Raw genomic sequence first — 17,279 nt, forward strand, 5'->3', positions numbered from 1 at the left:
TATGAGTCCTGCCCCTTCTGCCTCTGTTCCCGGTTCCGGCCCCGTGCAGATCAACGCCGAGCAGCTTCAGGCCCGTATCGGTGAGCTGGCCGCCCGCATCCGTGAGGACTATGCGGGCCGCGAGCCGCACCTGATCTGTGTGCTGAACGGCGCGTTCATGTTCCACGCCGATCTGGTGCGCGCGCTGGACATGCCCTGCACCATGGATTTCCTGCAGGCCAGCAGCTACGGCAACGCCAAGCAGAGCAGCGGCGAGGTGCGCCTGGTCAAGGATCTGCAATTCCCGATCAGTGACCGCCACGTGATTCTGGTGGAAGACATCGTGGACACCGGCATCACCATGAACTACCTGCTGCACTACCTGGAGGGGCGCGGCCCCGCCACCATCAAGATTGCCGCGCTGCTGAGCAAACCCAGCCGCCGCAAGGTGGAGGTGCCGGTGGAATACCTGGGCTTCACCATTCCGGACGCCTTCGTCTACGGATACGGGCTGGACCGTTCGCAATACGACCGCAATCTGCCGTTCATCACCAGTCAGGAGTAGAGGGGGCTCTGGGCCCTGTCTGAGTTTCCCGGCGCCACGCCCTGACGGCGGCGTTACCCTGGGGCATGACCGATACCGCCAACAAGCGCAAGCTCAACTGGAACTCTCACCATGTCACTCAGGGCGACGAGCGCGCCCCCAACCGGGCCATGTTGCGGGCGGTGGGATTTCAGGACGGCGATTTCGAAAAACCGATCATCGGTGTGGCACACGCGCAGAGCAACATCACGCCGTGCAACAACGGGCTGGGCGAACTGGCCGGGCACATCACCGACGCCATTCACGAGGGCGGCGGCATGCCCCAGGTCTACGGCACGATCACCGTGTCGGACGGGATCAGCATGGGCACCGAGGGCATGAAATGCAGTCTGGTCAGCCGCGAGGTCATCGCCGACTCCATTGAGACCGTCTCGCGTGGTCAGTCCCACGACGGCGTGATCGTGGTGGGTGGCTGCGACAAGAACATGCCGGGGGCCATGATCGGCATTGCCCGCCTGAACATTCCGGCCATCTTCGTCTACGGCGGCACCATCAAGCCGGGCCACTACAACGGCAAGGACCTGACGATCGTCAGCGTGTTCGAGGCGGTGGGCGCGCTGGGCGCGGGCAAGATGAGCCGCGAGGACTTCAACGAGATCGAGCGCCGCGCCTGCCCTGGCAACGGTTCGTGCGGGGGCATGTACACCGCCAACACCATGTCTTCGGCCTTCGAGGCGATGGGCATGAGCCTTCCCTTTTCCAGCACCATGAGCGCCGTGGACGCCGAGAAGGCCACCTCCAGCGCCGACAGCGCCCGCGCACTGCTGAAACTGATTGAGGCCGACATCCGCCCGCTGGACATTCTGACCAAGCAGGCCTTCGAGAATGCGATCACGGTGATCATGGCCGTGGGCGGCAGCACCAACGCCGTGCTGCACCTGATGGCAATTGCCCATGCCTGCGACATCGACCTGACGCTGGAGGACTTCGAGCGCATTCGCGAAGCGACCCCGGTCTTCTGTGACCTCAAGCCCAGCGGACAGTACGTGGCCACCGATCTGCATGAGGTGGGCGGCATTCCCCGCGTGATGAAGATGCTGCTCAAAGAGGGCCTGCTGCACGGCGATTGCCTGACCGTGACCGGGAAAACCGTCGCCGAGAACCTGGCCAACGAGAAAGAGGTGCCGGACGCCGGGCAGGACGTGATCCGTCCCTACTCGGAGCCGCTGTACACGCAAGGCCACCTTGCCATTCTGCGCGGCAACCTGGCCCCGGAGGGCTCCGTGGCCAAGATCAGCGGCCTGAAAAGCATCAAGATCACTGGCCCGGCGCGCGTCTTCGAGTCCGAGGAAGAATCGATGCACGCCATCATGGCCGATCAGATTAACCCTGGCGACGTGCTGGTCATCCGCTACGAAGGGCCGAAAGGTGGGCCGGGCATGCGCGAGATGCTCTCGCCCACCAGCGCGATCATCGGCAAGGGCCTGGGCGACAGCGTGGGGCTGATCACCGACGGACGCTTCTCGGGCGGAACCTTCGGACTGGTGGTGGGCCACGTTGCCCCCGAAGCCTACGTAGGCGGCCCGATTGCCCTGGTACACGAGGGCGACACCATCGAGCTGAACGCCGAGACCTGCGAGCTGACGCTGCATGTGGACGAGGCCGAACTCCAGCGCCGCCGCGCCGCGTGGGTGCAGCCCGAACCACGTTACAAGCGCGGGGTGCTGGCGAAATATGCCAAGCTGGTGAGCAGCGCGGCGGTGGGCGCCTACACGGACTGAGATGACCTCCTGGCATGGGTGGCCTAAACCTTTGACTCGCCCTAAGTCAGAACAGTTCTCGACTTCCAGAGCTTTTTTCGTCCAGCGCTCGAAGCCCTCCAGGGCAGACGGGAGTTTCGGAGAGATCTGGTCCCCAGCCATGCAGAGCCGGCGTTTCTCCAATGGAATTTAACGTCGCCCCCACCCTAACCACCCCGCGCCTGCGCCTGCGTCCCCACCGGACCGATGATCTGGCCGCCTGTGTGGAGCTGTGGCAGGATCCGGTGGTCACGCGCCACACGTCGGGTAAGGCCCTCTCCCGCCAGGACGTGTGGACGCGGTTGCTGCGGCATCCAGGCCACTGGGCGCTGCTGGGATTTGGCTACTGGGTGCTGGAGGAACGCGGCTCAGACCGCTTCGTGGGCGAGGTGGGCCTGGGCCATTTCAAACGCGATGTGCTGGCCGGACACCCGGAACTGGCCGCCCTTCCTGAAGCGGGCTGGGTGCTCTTGCCCTGGGCGCATGGGCAGGGCTACGCGCACGAGGCGGTGAAGGCCGTGCTGGACTGGCGGGACGAGCATCTACCGGGCCACCAGACCTTCTGCCTGATTCAGCCGGACAATGCGCCGTCGCTGCGTCTGGCCGCGAAAGTCGGCTTTGTCGAGTGCGGGAGTGTGGGAGAGGACGTGGATCAGGTTCGGCTCCTGACGCGACAAACCCGCTGAACGCCAGGCTGAAGAAGAGGCATGTCTCAGGAGAGGGTGATCCCCTCTGGAGATCCGGATTCAAATTTTCTAGAAAGCGCCCAAAGCCTGACCGTTGATGCTGGCCTCGCCGCCGCCGAACGCCAGATTGCTGATCAGCTCATTGTCCTGGCGCTCCAGATAACCGATCTCGACCAGAGACTCGAGACTGGTGGCCGCCTTCGGGGAAAGCGTCGCCAGCAGTTCACGCAGGGCTGGCTCGGCGGCCCTGAACTGCGCCTGAACCTTGATTAACCCCAGCGCAAGTTGCGGGCTGGACGCCAGCATGTGTGCCGTTTCAGCGTCCAGCTCACTGGCTCCCGGCAGTTCGGCCTTGCCCGTCAGCACAATGTCGCCGCCCGGCTGCGTGAAACTCAGGCGGTCGATGGCGAACACCGGCCCGCCCTTCAAGACAGCCAGCGCGTCGTCGGTCAGGGCCTGTCGCTGCGCCTCGGTCAGGTCCTCCGCTTCGGGAACAGTCCCGGTCTGCTGGCCCAGGGTTTGCAAGGTCTTGACCAGTCGCGCCAGCGGCTCGCGGCTCAGGTGGCCCAGGCTCAGATGAAGCTGCACGTTCGTCAGGCTCTGCAGGCCACCCGGAGCCGAGAACCCGAGCTGCCCGATGTTGTACTGGACGCCGCCGTGGTAGAAGTCGTCCCGCAGCGTGCTGGAACTGCTGACCTTGAGGTCTTTGAGAGTCAAGGCATCCCGCGACGATCCGGAGGGTCCACTGTACGCGGCGGACCCCAGCGTCAGCACCTGCTCACCCACCCCCAGCGGGTCCTCCGCGTTCTCCCTGGCCGCGTTGCCATTCAGGGCCATACTGCTGAGGGTCAGCGTGCCCCCTTCTGAGGTGATCTTCAATTCTGGCCAGTTCAGACGGGTGCTGGACTTCAGGCCGCCGCTCTGGATGTCGCCGCTCATGGCCTGCCAGCTCAGCGCGGCGCCGTCGTCGCCCTCCTCGGTCAGGGTTCCGGCAGGAATGTCGAGATGGGTGGACGTGTCGCCGCCCAGCCCCACGACGGTCCGGATCGTGGGCCTGCGGTTCCCCAGGGCCTGCTCGGCCCTGGCCTGAAGGACCGGATCGGCAAAGCGGATCTCGGTCTCGATCACCGCGTTGCCCACCGCCCGCAACCCCGGCAGCGGTCCGTGCTGGATATGGTTGACCACGATCAGGGCCACGTCCTGCGTTCCCTTGCCTAGGCTCACATTCATGGTCTGGGTGCTGCTCAGCAGTCCGCGCTGGTAGGTAGAGGACTTCACCTGGGCATAGCCGGTGGCTTCCAGTTGCGCCTCAAGCGTCTGGGCCAGGGTCTGCTAAGTCTGGGCGGTCTGGCGGCTGGTGTATACGGTCGCCCCCGCCAACGCGCCGAAAACGAGCAGAACACCCACGCCCAATGCAGGCAGGCGGGAACGGCGGGACGCAGAAGGGGGCTTGGCCATAGCTCCAATCCTAGGCTGCGAGACCTGGGCCGCAGAACGCAAATCTTCTAACGCCCACGTTCGCGCCGCTCCTGGCGCCGCATGGGCATGGTGTCGATCAGCGCGGCCACCGTATTCAGGACCGGGAAGGTCTGGTACCGCGCCTTGATACCTGTGTCCTTGCCGATCAACGCGGCCCGGCCATACTGCGCGCCCACCTTGCCACCAGGATCGGCCAGCAGCGTCAGCATCAGACTCTGGGGGCCGTTCAGCCGGGCGTCGCCAGGCGGCAGCAACGCCACCACCCGCAGATCACGCACCTGCAGATCGGTGTCCTGTCGGCGCACCTCGGCCAGATAAGCGGCGGGCGGGTTGCTGACGATCAGGATGCGTTCCCTGCCCAGCACGCTGGAGAGTGACCACGACTGACCCTGCGGGGTCTGGAGGGTAAACGGTGCGGCGTCCGCCAGCCCGGCGCTCAGGGCGACAGCGGCGGCCAGGGGTTTCAGTGCGGCCATTCCTAGAGTGTGGCGGGTGGGGATGGGACGGGGATGGCGGCGCCCTCAAGACTCCAGCAGACTTCAGCGCCCGGAGGTCTCAATTTGCGCCACCTCGTCCCAGCGCCAGCCACCGGACTGGGCCATGTCATGCAGTCGGCGGCGCAGGGTGTGATGATCCTGCAGGTAAGCGGCAAATTCGGCGGCGGGACGCAGGGACAGCCCCGCCTCCGCTAGCGGTCGCAGATCAGGGGGCGGCGGAACGGAAGCGTCCGGGCCACTGTGAACGCGCCCATACGAACGGGTCAGGCTGTCCACGCTGTCCAGGCTGCGGCGCAGGCCCCGTGGAGGGTCCATGTCCAGCGCGCCGCCAATGATCAGCAGGGCCTCGCCCAGCTTGGGCAGGGCGGCGTCCAGGGCCTGCCGCTGCTCATGCTCGTGGAAGCGGTGCAGGTTGGGTGTGCTGAGGTGCTGGGCGTCGAGCGTATTGAGCTGGGTGTGCAGATCGTCCAGCAGCCCCTGGAGGCCATCCGGATACCCCCGCGCAGCGTCCACGACGAGCGTCTGAGCATCGGGGCCGGCGCGGTACAACAGCAGGGCGAACTGACGACGGGCGCTCCGCGCCTGGGAGACCGGAACAATGAAGGTGATGGCGAAGGTCAGCAGAAAGAAGCCCGAAATGGCCGTGACATCCGTCAGCACCCGCCACAGGGTATCGGTGGCGATGATGTCCCCAAGGCCCAGCGTGCTGATGCTATAGCCCACGAAATACATCACCTCGCCGAAGCTGGCGGGCTGTCCTGTTTTGGCCACTTCCAGTGCCCCAGGCCACGCCCAGAACACCAGACCCCAGCCCAGCCATAACAGCGCCGTCCAGATGTTCAACGTCACCGAGATCAGCGCCAGCGTGCTCCAGGCCAGCACTGAACGGCGGCGGGTGACGCGAGCCAGCCATTGAACCGCGGCATAGACTGGGCGATGAATCCAGCGGCTCAGGGTGCCCTCGCCAGCCTGCAGCCCCGACAGCAGGGCGTCGAGCAGGACGGCCAACACCAGGGCAGCGCCGGGTAGCCACAACAGCTGCCGCACGGTGTCCATCACTCCATCACCGGCACGGGGGGCTCAACTCCGGGGAAAGCCGCTCAGCCTTCCAGTTCCGCGAACACAGCCCGGCTGATCACCAGTTGCTGAATCTCGGAGGTGCCCTCGTAGATCTCGGTCACCTTGGCGTCGCGGAACAGGCGTTCCACCGGGTAATCGCGGCTGTAGCCGTTGCCTCCAAAGATCTGGATGGCGTCGCGGGCACAGTCCACCGCCGCCTCGGAGGCCAGCAGCTTGGCCATGCTGGCCTCCTTGCCGTACGGAACCCCCTGATCCTTGAGCCACGCGGCCTTCAGCGCCACCAGGCGCGCACTCTCGATGCGCGCGGCCATCCGGGCAATCTTGAACGACACGCCCTCAAACTCGCGCAGCTTCTTCCCAAACTGCTCGCGCTCGTTGGCGTACCTGCTGGCATGTTCCAGCGCGGCGCGGGCAATCCCGATGGCCTGCATGGCAATCCCGATGCGCCCGGCGTCCAAGCTGGCGAGGGCCACGATCAACCCCTGACCTTCCTCGCCCACCATGTTCGCAGTGGGTACGCGGACGCTATCGAAGGTCACGGTGGTGGTATGCGCGGCGTGCAGCCCCAGCTTTTCCTCCGGCTTGCCGAAGCCCAGGCCCTCCATGCCCTTTTCGACGATAAAGCAGCTCACGCCGCGCGCGCCGGGACCGCCAGTACGGGCCATAACAAGGTACGTCTCGGCCTGACCCCCGCTGGTAATCCAGGCTTTAGCCCCGTCCAGCACCCAGCCGTCGCCGTCGCGGCTGGCTTTCAGACGCAGGCTGGCGGCGTCACTGCCGGCGCTGGCCTCGGTCAGGCAGAACGCGCCGATCCTTTCCCCACTGGCGAGGGGTTTCAGGTATTTCTCACGCTGGATGTCGCTGCCGTAGCGCAGGATCATCTGTTCGGGCAGGCCATTCTGCACGCTGACGATCACGCCCACGCTGGCGTCCGCCGCCGAGATCTCTTCCAGGCACAGAGCGTAGGTCACGCTGTCCAGGGCCGCGCCACCCCACTCTTCCGGCACGGTGGCCCCCAGCAGACCCATCTCGGCCAGCCCGCGCAACTGCTGGTGGGGAAATTCACCGCTACGGTCATATTCGGCAGCGTACGGCGCGATCTCGGAGCGGCAGAAATCACGGACGTGTTGCAGGATCATGCGGCTGTCATCGCTCAGGGCGAAACCCATGCCACTGACCATCCCGCTCTCGGCGGGAACGGGCGCGTCGGTAACGGTCATGCTTCAGTTTACCAAGTGGGGCCCGGGCCAAACGCCCGTTAGGCTGACGAGGGCATCATCTGTCCTTGATCAAGAATTGTATTCTCAGACGTCTTCAACAATGCTGTCATGTTTTGTATCGATCCGCTCTTACTTAATTGATGTGTCTCACTCCCTGTGGAAGCTTATGCAAATAGTATGGAGAAAGTCGACTGTTTCGAGAAGTACCACGCCACTCAATCGGTTTCTCAGGAGAGTTACAGGTATACCGTGGCCGAGTTCCTGGAAGATCACGTCGAAATAGAAGATGGTCAGGATCGCATGTTGTACCTGATCACCTGGACACGTAACAATCATTGAAAAGAGTCCGCTGTGGAGCTCCTGAATACTCTCCTCCAGTCTAAAAGAGTGAGCGGAGCAGCTCAGACGGTAGAAGACCTTTTATGACGCTCGCCCCCGTTCGATTTCATCAATAGTTAGGGGAGCCCATCGCGCTCAGCAGGTTTTCTGCAACACGCCTCTTGGAGAGAACTTTATTTCTATTTTAAGGTTTGAGATCGACGTTTCTCACAGTTGCACCGCGCATTGGCCCGTGCAACGGCTCGAGTGCTTTTCCGGTACCTTGTCCGGACCCCGCAGACTGTGCCTCTCCTTGCGCCACACCCTAACAACCGTTTGTTAGACTGTGCGCTACAGATGACCGACACCGACACCAGCGCCCCGGCGCAGTCTTCCGCCAGACCAACAGCAAGCAGTTCCGCTTGGGCTGACGCCCTGTCACGCCTTCAGGCGGATCAGGACAAGGTTCATGCAGGAGGCGGCGCAAAGGCGCAGGCCCGGCAGCACGAGAAAAACCGTCTGACCGCCCGCGAACGTATCGCCAGCCTGACTGACGATGGCACCCCTTTCGACGAACTGATGACCTTCGCCGGGTGGGAGATGTACACCGATGTGGGCGGCTGTCCCAGCGGCGGTGTGGTCACGGGCATCGGGACCGTGGCGGGCCGCCCCTGGATGATCATCGCCAACGACGCCACCGTGAAGGCGGGGGCCTTCTTCCCCATCACGGCCAAGAAGGTCATCCGGGCGCAGACCATCGCCCTGGAAAACCACCTGCCGCTGATCTACCTGGTGGACTCGGCGGGCGTCTACCTGCCCATGCAGGATGAGATCTTCCCCGATCAGGACGACTTCGGGCGCGTGTTCTACCTGAATGCCCGCATGAGCGCGCGCGGCATTCCGCAGATTGCCGCGATCATGGGCAATTGCGTGGCGGGCGGCGCTTACCTGCCCGTGATGTGTGACACCCTAATCATGACCGAGGGTTCGGGCCTGTATCTGGCCGGGCCCGCACTGGTACGCGCCGCAATTGGGCAGGTGGTGGACTCCGAGGAACTGGGTGGGGCCGCCATGCATGCCGCAATTGCTGGAACCGTGGATTACAAGGAGCCGGACGACGAAGCGGCCATTCAACGGGTGCGGGCGCTGGCCGACCTGTACGCTCAGGGTGACGTTGCGCCGTGGGCCAGACGGCGTGCAGCGGTCAGAGAGGCATCGGGCCGTGACCTGACCGAGTTGGTGGGCTTCGAAAGCGGCAAGACCTACGACGTGCGCGACCTGATCACTGCCATCACCGATGGCGGTGAGTTCCACGAGTTCAAGCCCGAATACGGCGAGACCATCGTCTGCGGCTTCTCGCGGTTGGGCGGCTATCCGGTGGCTTTCGTCGCCAATCAGCGCACTGTGATCAAGAAGAAGCTCAAGTCGGGCGGCGAGCCGGGATTGAAGACCCGCATCGAGGTGGGCGGCGTAATTTACGGCGACTCCGCCGATAAGGCGGCCCGCTTCATCCTAGACGCCAATCAGGCCGGTGTTCCCCTCGTTTTCCTGTCTGATGTGACTGGCTTCATGGTGGGCCGCGACTCCGAGCAGGAGGGCATCATCCGCCGGGGCGCCAAGCTGGTCAATGCCGTGAGCAACAGCGTGGTCCCCAAAATCACCATCATTACGGGCGGCTCCTTCGGCGCGGGCAACTACGCCATGAACGGCAAGGCGTTTGGCCCGCGTTTTATCTTCGCCTGGCCGAGTGCCAAATACGCCGTGATGAGCGGCAATGCGGCGGCCAAGACCCTACTCGACATTCAACTCGCGGCCCTCAAACGTGCCGGACACGAACCCGACGACGAGGAACTGCAAAGCCTGTACGACGAGGTCAAGTCCAAGTACGACACCGAGCTTGATCCCCGCTACGCCGCCGCCCGCCTGTGGGTGGACGAGATCATCCTGCCCAACGACACCCGTGACCGCCTGATCCGCGCCCTGGAGGCCTGCGCGGGCAATCCGCAGCAGGACGAATTGCGGGTGGGTGTGTTCCAGGTTTAGGAAAACCAGTGCTCGAATCTTGAAGACGCCCAGAACCCACCCCTAAGCCCGCCAGATCTTCCCGGAGGTAACACCCATGACCAGCACCCTTGATCGCACCACCCAGTCCGCCAGCCCCAACGTCCAGCCCATGAACGACGATCAGCGGACCATCGTCAGCGCCCTGAAGTCTTTCCTCAAGAACAAGGTGGAGCCGGGCGCTGCCGAACGTGACCAGACGAGCGAATTCCCCATGCAAATCGTCAAGGAACTGGGCGAGATGGGCATCATGGGCGCTCAGACGCCCGAGGCATACGGCGGGTCAGCTCTGGACACCGCCACCTTTGCCATGATCATTGAGGAAATCGCGGCGGTGGACGGTTCGCTGTGCCTGACCGTCGCCAGCCACAACTCGCTGTGCCAGGGTCACATCCTGATTGGCGGCACCGAGGAGCAAAAGCAGAAATTTCTGCCCGATCTCGCCAGCGCCACCAAGCTGGGTGCCTGGGGCCTGACTGAGCCAGGCAGTGGCAGCGACAGCGGCGGCCTTCAGACCAGAGCGGTGGAGCAGGCTGACGGCAGCTGGATTCTCAACGGCTCCAAGAACTTCATCACGCAGGGCAGCGTGGGCGGCACCTACGTCATCCTGGCGCGCACCGACGCCCCCCGCGAGGGCAAGGGCAAGAATGACGGCATCAGCGCCTTCGTGTTCAACCGCGACGAGGTTCAGGGCTTCAGCATTGGGCGCAAGGAAGATAAGCTGGGACTGAGGAGCAGCGACACCGCACAACTGATCTTCGAGGACATCCACCTGCCTGCCGACGCCCTGCTAGGTGAGCGCGGCAACGCCTTCAAGGACGTGATGAAGGTGCTGGACGGAGGGCGTGTAGGCATCGCCGCCATGGGCCTGGGCCTGGGCCGCGCCGCCTTTGAGTTCGCAGCGAAGTACACGCTGGGCCGCGAGCAGTTTGGGAAGCCGATCGCCTACAACCAAGACATCTCCTTCCGGCTGGCGGACATGGACACCAAGCTGGAAGCCGCCCGCTTGCTGATTCGCAAGGCCGCCGACCTCAAGGATGCGGGCGAGAACTTCACCACGCCCGTCGCCCGTGCCAAGCTGTTCGCCACCACCGTGGGCGTTGAGGCCTGTGACGAGGCCATTCAGATGTTGGGCGGCTACGGCTACGTCAAGGAGTACCCCGTCGAGCGCTTCTGGCGCGACAACCGCTTGACCCGCATCGGCGAAGGCACGGACGAGGTGCAGCGTTTGGTGATCAGCCGGGACGTGTTGAAGCGCTTCGCGGACTGAAGACAGCCGGGGACTGGCGGGGCGGAGCGTTCGACACGCTCCGCCCCGCCCTATTCATATAGCAGTTGCCGTGTGGGATCTGATGAACAGGCAATGGAGTGGAAAGTATACTCACCAGCGACGATTTGCATCTCAAATGTGGCCTCAAATTTCAAGATGGGATCGAGATTTTACAAATTACGGCAAGTCAAATCAGTACTTAAGTATGTATCTTATCCACTTCTAGCTCTCAATGCAAGGAAAATAATATTAAAGGCATTAATTCTGCCGTCAAATCTGATAAGAAAGATGCATTTAGATATAGTAATCTCAGCGCGCAATGGTAATCCGAGGACTTTGCAAAACGTTTGCAGCCTTCAAATTTCAGTACCTATGGTTCAACTAGACGTAGCAAGGAAGCGACTAGTTGATAACTGACGCCTGTATGTGGACCGCTTTTGTGTCAAGAAATGTATCTTCACCCCCAGGCTGAGCAATCGACGATCAGGCCTCCAAGATCCAAGTCCCACTGACCGACAGTCATTAATCCATCTAGGTCATAAGACCGATTAAGATTAGATTGAGGTAAACAACGTGAAGCGAGCTTCCAGAGGTTTCGGAGTGGCGGCAACATGGGCGCTAGGGCTGAGCTTCACCGCTCTGGCTGTGTCAACATCGAACGTGCCTGAGACTGCAGGAACGGGGACTGCTTATAGCGGGCCACTGGTTATTACCAAGGGGGGAACCTACCGTGGGAACTGGCAAAGCCTGAATCCCAGGATTCCAGCCGTCACCATCAAGACGCGGGAGCCCGTCATTATCGAGAACTCCAATCTTCGGGGGCGTGGCGACCTGATCCGTGGCTTCAACGTCGACCTGACGGTACGCAATACCCGTGGCTACGGCATGAATCCGCTGGCCGATCACGCTTTTCCGGGCCGCTTCCTGGCGGTCGAGTTCGTCTTCAACCTGCGGGCCGAGAACAACTTCATGCAGGGTACGTCCGGCATGTACGTCAACAGGTTTCAGGGAGACGCGGCCAAGGGCCAGACCATCAAGATTCTGCGCAATAAGGTCCAGGATGTCGATGGGCGTTACGTCGACCGCACTGGCCGCACCACTGGCAGCCGATACAACGTGCAGGCTGTTCAGTTCAATCATGTCGTGCGGGTGCCCAATATCGAGATTGCCTGGAACGAAGTGGTCAATCAGCCCGGCAAGAGCGCCCCGGAGGAGAACATCAACCTGTATGAGACCAGCGGCACGCCGGACAGTCCCATCCGGATTCACAACAACTATATCCATGGGGCTTACGCAGTCGATCCAGTGAACGACAAGGCCTACTCCGGCGGCGGCATCATGCTCGGCGACGGCAGTCAAAAGGATCTGTCGGTCTCGAGTGGCTACATCGAGGTCTACCGCAACCAGATCATCAACACCTCCAACCAGGGGGTTGCCATTGCCGGGGGACACGATCAGCACGTCTGGCAGAACCGCATCCTGTCTACAGGCCGCCTGCCGGGCGGCGAAATCATCCCCACGGCGAATGTCGGGATCTACATGTGGGACATTCAGGGTGGCGCGCGCCAGTCACCTCCCACCTTCTTCAACAATTCCATTCAGGACAACCTGATCGGCTGGACCCGCTTTCGCAGCAACGGCAACACCTGGTACAACAACCTCTGGACGCCTGATTGCACCAGTGCCACGCGCAGCGTCTGCCGCAACAACCGTTCGTGGCCTACCGCCATCACCGGCGAAACCGAGCGCGGAGAACTGGTGCTGTGGCAGAGCAAACTGCGCGATGCCAAGGTGATTGTCGGTCCTCGGCAATCGGTTATTGGTCTGGGCAATTGAGAGCGCACGGCGGCAGGGACCGCCGTGCTGAGGGCACGTGGAAGTCCCTCTCCGACACCAGCCTGAGACCGGGGGCCGTCTGGGCGGAGTTCAGCCTTTCCACCGGGTGGATGTGCACTGTAGACGAGACACTGCGTCACTGATCGACCACGGCGCTCAACGACGTAAAGGGCCTCCACATGGAAGCGTTGCGAACAGTTCAAGGCAGGTATCTCCCCACTTTACTTTTCACAGTATGCAGGTACAGTATCGGACGTGACTTGGCTCAAACCGGTAAATATTGCAGAGAACGCTCAGAGCGCTTACACCGCCTTTCTGGGCGATCTGGACGCGCGTTTGAGCGATCCTGAATGTGACCGTTACGCGCTGGCGCGTGACATTCTGGCCCAGGCGATGTATGGGCGCAGCTACGCGGACCTGCTGAGCGACGCGCCCATCGCGGCCCTGAATCTGGATGCCCGCAACGTAACCTTCGAGGCCGAATACTACCTGGCGACCGATGCCGAAAAATTCGAGCGGGTTAAGCCGCTGCTGTGGCTGTGGAAGGGGCTGGACCAGACCCCGCTGGGCCAGAATCCGGTGATCGCCATTCCGCTGCGGCGCATCCTGGCCGGGCGCATCTTCAAGAGAGTGGGCCGGGACTTCAAGTGCTGGCAGAATGTGGAATTCAGTGTGGGCTACAACATGGAGGTCGGCGACGATGTGGTGGTCCACCGCCACGTGCTGCTGGATGACATCGGTGGGATCGAACTGCACGACAACGCCAGCGTCAGCGATTACGTCAATATCTACAGCCACACCCACAGCGTGCTGGACGGCCCCGACGTGACGCTGCGACGCACCGTGATCGGGCGTGGGGCACGCATCACTTACCACAGCACGGTGCTGGCCGGCAGCGTAGTGAGCGACGACGCTCTGCTGGCCACCCATGCCCTGCTGCGCGGTGACATCGAGCCGCACGGCATCGCCATGGGCCTGCCCGCCCGAACCACCCGTCTGAAACTGCGCGAACCCGGCGCACTGGGTGGCACTGAAGTGGACGCCCGGACGTACCCCCGCACCCCGGACCGCAAGGCCAATCCCCAGTTCCCCGATCCCACCCCCAACCAGACCCGCAAGCCGGACGAGTTGCAGCCTGCTCCACAGCTGGTCGTCGGCGAGCGCTGACCCTGCGACACATTCTGGTCTAGAAACGTTCATTCCGTTTTGCGCCGCGTCATCGCTGGCCTCGATCCGACTACTGCCGATGACCTCACCGCGATAACACTCCCCTTCACGGGCCTGGAGTGTCGGTTTGCTTCCCGGCACGGGATAGGGTGGGAGGGTGAGAAGAACGGGGCTGATTCTGAGCGTTGCCGTGACGTGTGGATTGATCGGCGAATCCGGCCTTGGATTGTCTGCTCCCCGAATCCAATCCCCCCCTGCCGGACGGTACGGCTGGGACTGGCAGATCGGTGCGCAGACACCGGCGCTGGTCAGCCTTCCGGCAGGGGTCAAACTGATTGATCTCGACGGCTTCGAAACCTCTGCGGCCACCGTTGCCCAGCTAAAGAAGCAGGGTCTATATGTGGTCTGCTACATCAATGCCGGGAGTTACGAACCCTACCGCCCCGATGCGGCGCGCTACACGGCCCGCCTGAAGCTGGGGGTGGACCCCGATTGGACCGATGAGGCGTTCGTGGACGTGCGCGACGTGTTCAGACCCGGTTCCGTGTTGGCCGATATCCTGAAAAAGCGGCTGACCATGTGCCGCGACAGGGGCTTCGCCGCTGTGGAGCCGGACAACCTTCAGAACGACGAGAATGTGCCGGGCGGGGTGATTACCGCGCAGCAGCAGGTGGATTTCAACGGCTGGCTGGCCGACGAGGCGCACGCGCTGGGTCTGGCGATCTTTCAGAAGAACGGCCCCGACAAGATCCTGCTCAGGGACCGGACCGGGCAGCGGCTGGTGGACAAGTTCGATGGCATCCTGAATGAGAGCTGTCACGAGTTCAGCGAGTGCGCGCCCCTGGCCGAGTACGTGAAACGTGGCAAACCTGCCCTGAACGTGGAGTACAAACAGAAGTTTCTGAACTGCGCGGACGCCAACCGCCTGGGCATCAACTCCATGTTTAAGGATCGTTACCTACGTGGCGGGTATGAGGCGGAATACCGACGGGTGGCGTGTTGATCTAGTAATGGGCGGACGGCGTGCAACCACCGCAGTCTTGGCCCTGCTCCCGGCGTTAGACTCTTTTCCTATGACGTTTTCGCCGCCCGCCGAGGCCTTCCGCGTGACCGGCGGGGTTAACCGCGTGCGCTACCGCGCCGAGTCGGGCTTTACCGTGATGACCGCCCGGATTGTCAACGACGACGGCGAGGACCCCGACGCCACCGTGATCGGCGTGATGCCCCCGCTGGACGCCGGGGATACCTTCAGCGCCGACGTGCTGATGGAAGAACACCGCGAGTACGGTTACCAGTACCGCGTGCTGAACATGGTCCTGGAGGCCGCGCCCGCCGATCTGTCCGAGGCCGGGGTGGCCGCTTATCTGGAGGCCCGCGTGGGCGGCGTCGGCAAGGTCTTGGCCGGGCGCATCGCGGGCATGTTCGGCCCCGCCACCTTTGACGTGCTGGAGAGCGATCCCAACCGGCTGTTGCAGGTGCCCGGAGTCACGCAAAGCACGCTGCACAAGATGGTCACCAGCTGGTCCCAGCAGGGACTGGAGCGGCGGTTGCTGGCGGGCTTACAGGGCCTGGGCCTAAGCATCAGTCAGGCGCAGCGGGCCGTCAAGCACTTCGGAGAGGCGGCGCTGGAACGTCTGACCGCCGATCTGTATGCGCTGACCGAGGTGGAGGGCATCGGCTTCCTGACCGCCGACAAGCTGGCCACCGCGCAGGGCATTGCGGGCGACGATCCGCGCCGCCTGACCGCCGCCGCCGTCTACGCGCTGCAACAGGCCGCGCAGCAGGGTGGGCATTCCTTTCTGCCGCGCCACCGGGCCGAGCGCGGCGTGGCGCACTACACCCGCGTCAGTGCCGCACAAGCCAAACTGGCGGTGGAGACGGCGGTGGAACTGGGGCGCCTGTCGGACGACGAGGTTCCCCTCTTCGCGGAGGAAATGGGCGCAGAGGAGCGCAGCGAGAGCCGGATCTACCTGCCGAACATCCTGCGCGCCGAGAAAAAGCTGGCCTCGCTGATCCGCACGCTGATCGCCACGCCGCCGGGTGGGGACGAATGGATCGTCCCGAAAGGCGCCGCTCAGGACCTGTCTGACGAGCAGGCGGGGGTGCTGGACCTGCTGGCCGAACACCGTCTGGTGGTACTGACCGGCGGCCCCGGCACCGGTAAGAGCACCACGACGCGGGCGGTGGCCGATCTGGCCGAACAGCTGGGGCTGGAAGTGGCCCTGTGCGCGCCCACCGGCAAGGCGGCGCGGCGGCTGGGGGAGGTCACGGGGCGCAATGCCAGTACCATTCACCGGCTGCTGGGCTACGGTCCCGCCGGGTTCCGGCACAACCATCTGGAGCCCGCGCCATATGACCTGCTGATCGTGGATGAGGTGAGCATGTGTGGCGACGGCCTGATGCTCTCGCTGCTGTCGGCGGTGGGCGCCGGCGCACGGGTGCTGCTGGTGGGCGACACCGATCAGTTGCCCCCGGTGGACGCCGGGCTGCCGCTACACGCGCTGACGCAGACTGCACCTACCGTGCGGCTGAAAACGGTGTACCGCCAGGCCGCCCAGAATCCAATCATCCGCGCCGCCCATGATCTGCTGCACGGCTCCGCGCCTCAATGGGGCGATCCCCGACTGAATCTGACCGAGGCGGATCCGGAGGGCGGCGCGCGGCGGGTGGCGCTGCTGGTGCGCGATCTGGGGGGGCCAACGCAGGTGCAGGTCCTGACGCCCATGCGCCGAGGACCGCTGGGCATGGAACACCTGAACTACCACCTGCAGGGGCTGTTCAATCCCGGCGAGGGCGGCGTGAAGATCTCGGACGGCGAGGCGCGGGCCGGGGACATCGTGGTGCAGACCAAGAACGACTACACCAACGAGGTGTTTAACGGTACCCTGGGCACGGTGCTCAAGGCCGAGGGCGGACGGCTGACCGTGGATTTCGACAACAATGTCGTGGAACTGGCCGGCGCAGAGCTGTTCAACGTGCAATTGGGCTACGCCCTGACGGTCCACCGTGCCCAGGGCAGCGAATGGCACAGCGTCCTGACCGTGCTGCACGAGGCGCACATGCCCATGTTGTCTCGCAATCTGGCCTACACTGCCCTGACCCGCGCGCGCGAACGCTTCTTCGCAGTGGGTTCGGCCTCAGCGTGGCAGAAGGCCGCAGGCCGGCAGCGCGAACAACGCAATACCGCTCTGCTGGAGCGGGTCCGGGGCCGCTGAAGGGACGCAGGCATGATATGCCCCCTCCCCTGTCCCCGCCGGAGGCCCCTAAAATCCGCTCTGACAGGCGCCGCCTGACCTGACACCACGGCTCTACACGCTGCGGGCAAGCTGCGCCCGGCGCGGTC

General features: G+C 63.6%; 14 protein-coding genes. 9 read left to right on the top strand and 5 right to left on the bottom strand.

From position 1 onward, the window contains the following. Position 1 precedes the first annotated feature (1 nt). The 3 genes from hpt (at position 2) to HNQ08_RS11660 (ending at position 3,008) form a co-directional block, all read left to right on the top strand. Positions 2-544 carry a hypoxanthine phosphoribosyltransferase gene (hpt, locus tag HNQ08_RS11650; RefSeq protein WP_184131919.1) on the top strand — a complete coding sequence of 181 codons (543 nt, stop codon included), beginning with the start codon at positions 2-4 and terminating at the stop codon, positions 542-544. Positions 545-609: 65 nt separating this feature from the next. Beyond that, complete coding sequence (ilvD, locus tag HNQ08_RS11655; RefSeq protein WP_184131921.1) at positions 610-2,304, top strand: dihydroxy-acid dehydratase; 1,695 nt, start codon at positions 610-612, stop codon at positions 2,302-2,304. A 161-nt stretch (positions 2,305-2,465) separates the two neighbouring features. Further along, on the top strand, positions 2,466-3,008 hold the full coding sequence (locus tag HNQ08_RS11660) for a GNAT family N-acetyltransferase (RefSeq protein ID WP_184131923.1): 543 nt from the start codon (positions 2,466-2,468) through the stop codon (positions 3,006-3,008). A gap of 69 nt (positions 3,009-3,077) precedes the next feature. Here the strand turns inward: HNQ08_RS11660 and HNQ08_RS11665 are convergent, their stop codons facing one another. The 5 genes from HNQ08_RS11665 to HNQ08_RS11680 form a co-directional block, all read right to left on the bottom strand. Continuing rightward, complete coding sequence (locus HNQ08_RS11665) at positions 3,078-4,334, bottom strand: YdgA family protein (RefSeq protein WP_342355695.1); 1,257 nt, start codon at positions 4,332-4,334, stop codon at positions 3,078-3,080. Positions 4,335-4,340: 6 nt separating this feature from the next. After that, positions 4,341-4,466: a hypothetical protein gene (locus tag HNQ08_RS27900; protein WP_268240005.1), complete on the bottom strand. Its 126-nt coding sequence runs from the start codon at positions 4,464-4,466 to the stop codon at positions 4,341-4,343. A gap of 47 nt (positions 4,467-4,513) precedes the next feature. After that, positions 4,514-4,963, bottom strand: a complete 450-nt coding sequence (locus HNQ08_RS11670) for a DUF4174 domain-containing protein (RefSeq protein ID WP_184131940.1) — start codon at positions 4,961-4,963, stop codon at positions 4,514-4,516. A 63-nt stretch (positions 4,964-5,026) separates the two neighbouring features. Then, positions 5,027-6,040: a potassium channel family protein gene (locus tag HNQ08_RS11675; protein WP_221284140.1), complete on the bottom strand. Its 1,014-nt coding sequence runs from the start codon at positions 6,038-6,040 to the stop codon at positions 5,027-5,029. Positions 6,041-6,084: 44 nt separating this feature from the next. Next, positions 6,085-7,284 (bottom strand): acyl-CoA dehydrogenase, encoded by a 1,200-nt coding sequence (locus HNQ08_RS11680; protein ID WP_280527572.1) that lies wholly within the window; start codon positions 7,282-7,284, stop codon positions 6,085-6,087. A 675-nt stretch (positions 7,285-7,959) separates the two neighbouring features. Here HNQ08_RS11680 and HNQ08_RS11685 point away from each other — a divergent pair. From HNQ08_RS11685 to recD2, 6 genes are all read left to right on the top strand, one after another. Beyond that, the gene (locus HNQ08_RS11685; protein WP_184131944.1) at positions 7,960-9,645 is read left to right on the top strand and encodes an acyl-CoA carboxylase subunit beta; all 1,686 of its coding nucleotides are present in this window, start codon (positions 7,960-7,962) and stop codon (positions 9,643-9,645) included. A 76-nt stretch (positions 9,646-9,721) separates the two neighbouring features. After that, on the top strand, positions 9,722-10,933 hold the full coding sequence (locus HNQ08_RS11690) for an acyl-CoA dehydrogenase family protein (protein WP_184131946.1): 1,212 nt from the start codon (positions 9,722-9,724) through the stop codon (positions 10,931-10,933). A gap of 660 nt (positions 10,934-11,593) precedes the next feature. Then, the gene (locus tag HNQ08_RS11695) at positions 11,594-12,769 is read left to right on the top strand and encodes a hypothetical protein (RefSeq protein WP_184131948.1); all 1,176 of its coding nucleotides are present in this window, start codon (positions 11,594-11,596) and stop codon (positions 12,767-12,769) included. A gap of 255 nt (positions 12,770-13,024) precedes the next feature. Continuing rightward, positions 13,025-13,936, top strand: a complete 912-nt coding sequence (locus HNQ08_RS11700) for an acyltransferase (protein ID WP_184131951.1) — start codon at positions 13,025-13,027, stop codon at positions 13,934-13,936. A 157-nt stretch (positions 13,937-14,093) separates the two neighbouring features. After that, complete coding sequence (locus HNQ08_RS11705; RefSeq protein ID WP_184131953.1) at positions 14,094-14,939, top strand: endo alpha-1,4 polygalactosaminidase; 846 nt, start codon at positions 14,094-14,096, stop codon at positions 14,937-14,939. 70 nt (positions 14,940-15,009) lie between these two features. Next, the gene (gene recD2 / locus HNQ08_RS11710; protein ID WP_184131956.1) at positions 15,010-17,151 is read left to right on the top strand and encodes an SF1B family DNA helicase RecD2; all 2,142 of its coding nucleotides are present in this window, start codon (positions 15,010-15,012) and stop codon (positions 17,149-17,151) included. Positions 17,152-17,279: the final 128 nt, after the last annotated feature.

Origin of the sequence: Deinococcus humi, assembly GCF_014201875.1 — a bacterium.
Classification (GTDB): domain Bacteria; phylum Deinococcota; class Deinococci; order Deinococcales; family Deinococcaceae; genus Deinococcus; species Deinococcus humi.

What these genes read in the sequence shown, in the direction of transcription:
- hpt (WP_184131919.1), top strand. Translation starts at nt 2, where the DNA reads ATGAGTCCTGCCCCTTCTGCCTCTGTTCCCGGTTCCGGCCCCGTGCAG.
- HNQ08_RS11680 (WP_280527572.1), bottom strand. Translation starts at nt 7,284, where the DNA reads ATGACCGTTACCGACGCGCCCGTTCCCGCCGAGAGCGGGATGGTCAGT.
- recD2 (WP_184131956.1), top strand. Translation starts at nt 15,010, where the DNA reads ATGACGTTTTCGCCGCCCGCCGAGGCCTTCCGCGTGACCGGCGGGGTT.
- HNQ08_RS27900 (WP_268240005.1), bottom strand. Translation starts at nt 4,466, where the DNA reads ATGGCCAAGCCCCCTTCTGCGTCCCGCCGTTCCCGCCTGCCTGCATTG.
- ilvD (WP_184131921.1), top strand. Translation starts at nt 610, where the DNA reads ATGACCGATACCGCCAACAAGCGCAAGCTCAACTGGAACTCTCACCAT.
- HNQ08_RS11660 (WP_184131923.1), top strand. Translation starts at nt 2,466, where the DNA reads ATGGAATTTAACGTCGCCCCCACCCTAACCACCCCGCGCCTGCGCCTG.
- HNQ08_RS11675 (WP_221284140.1), bottom strand. Translation starts at nt 6,040, where the DNA reads ATGGACACCGTGCGGCAGCTGTTGTGGCTACCCGGCGCTGCCCTGGTG.
- HNQ08_RS11670 (WP_184131940.1), bottom strand. Translation starts at nt 4,963, where the DNA reads ATGGCCGCACTGAAACCCCTGGCCGCCGCTGTCGCCCTGAGCGCCGGG.
- HNQ08_RS11685 (WP_184131944.1), top strand. Translation starts at nt 7,960, where the DNA reads ATGACCGACACCGACACCAGCGCCCCGGCGCAGTCTTCCGCCAGACCA.
- HNQ08_RS11690 (WP_184131946.1), top strand. Translation starts at nt 9,722, where the DNA reads ATGACCAGCACCCTTGATCGCACCACCCAGTCCGCCAGCCCCAACGTC.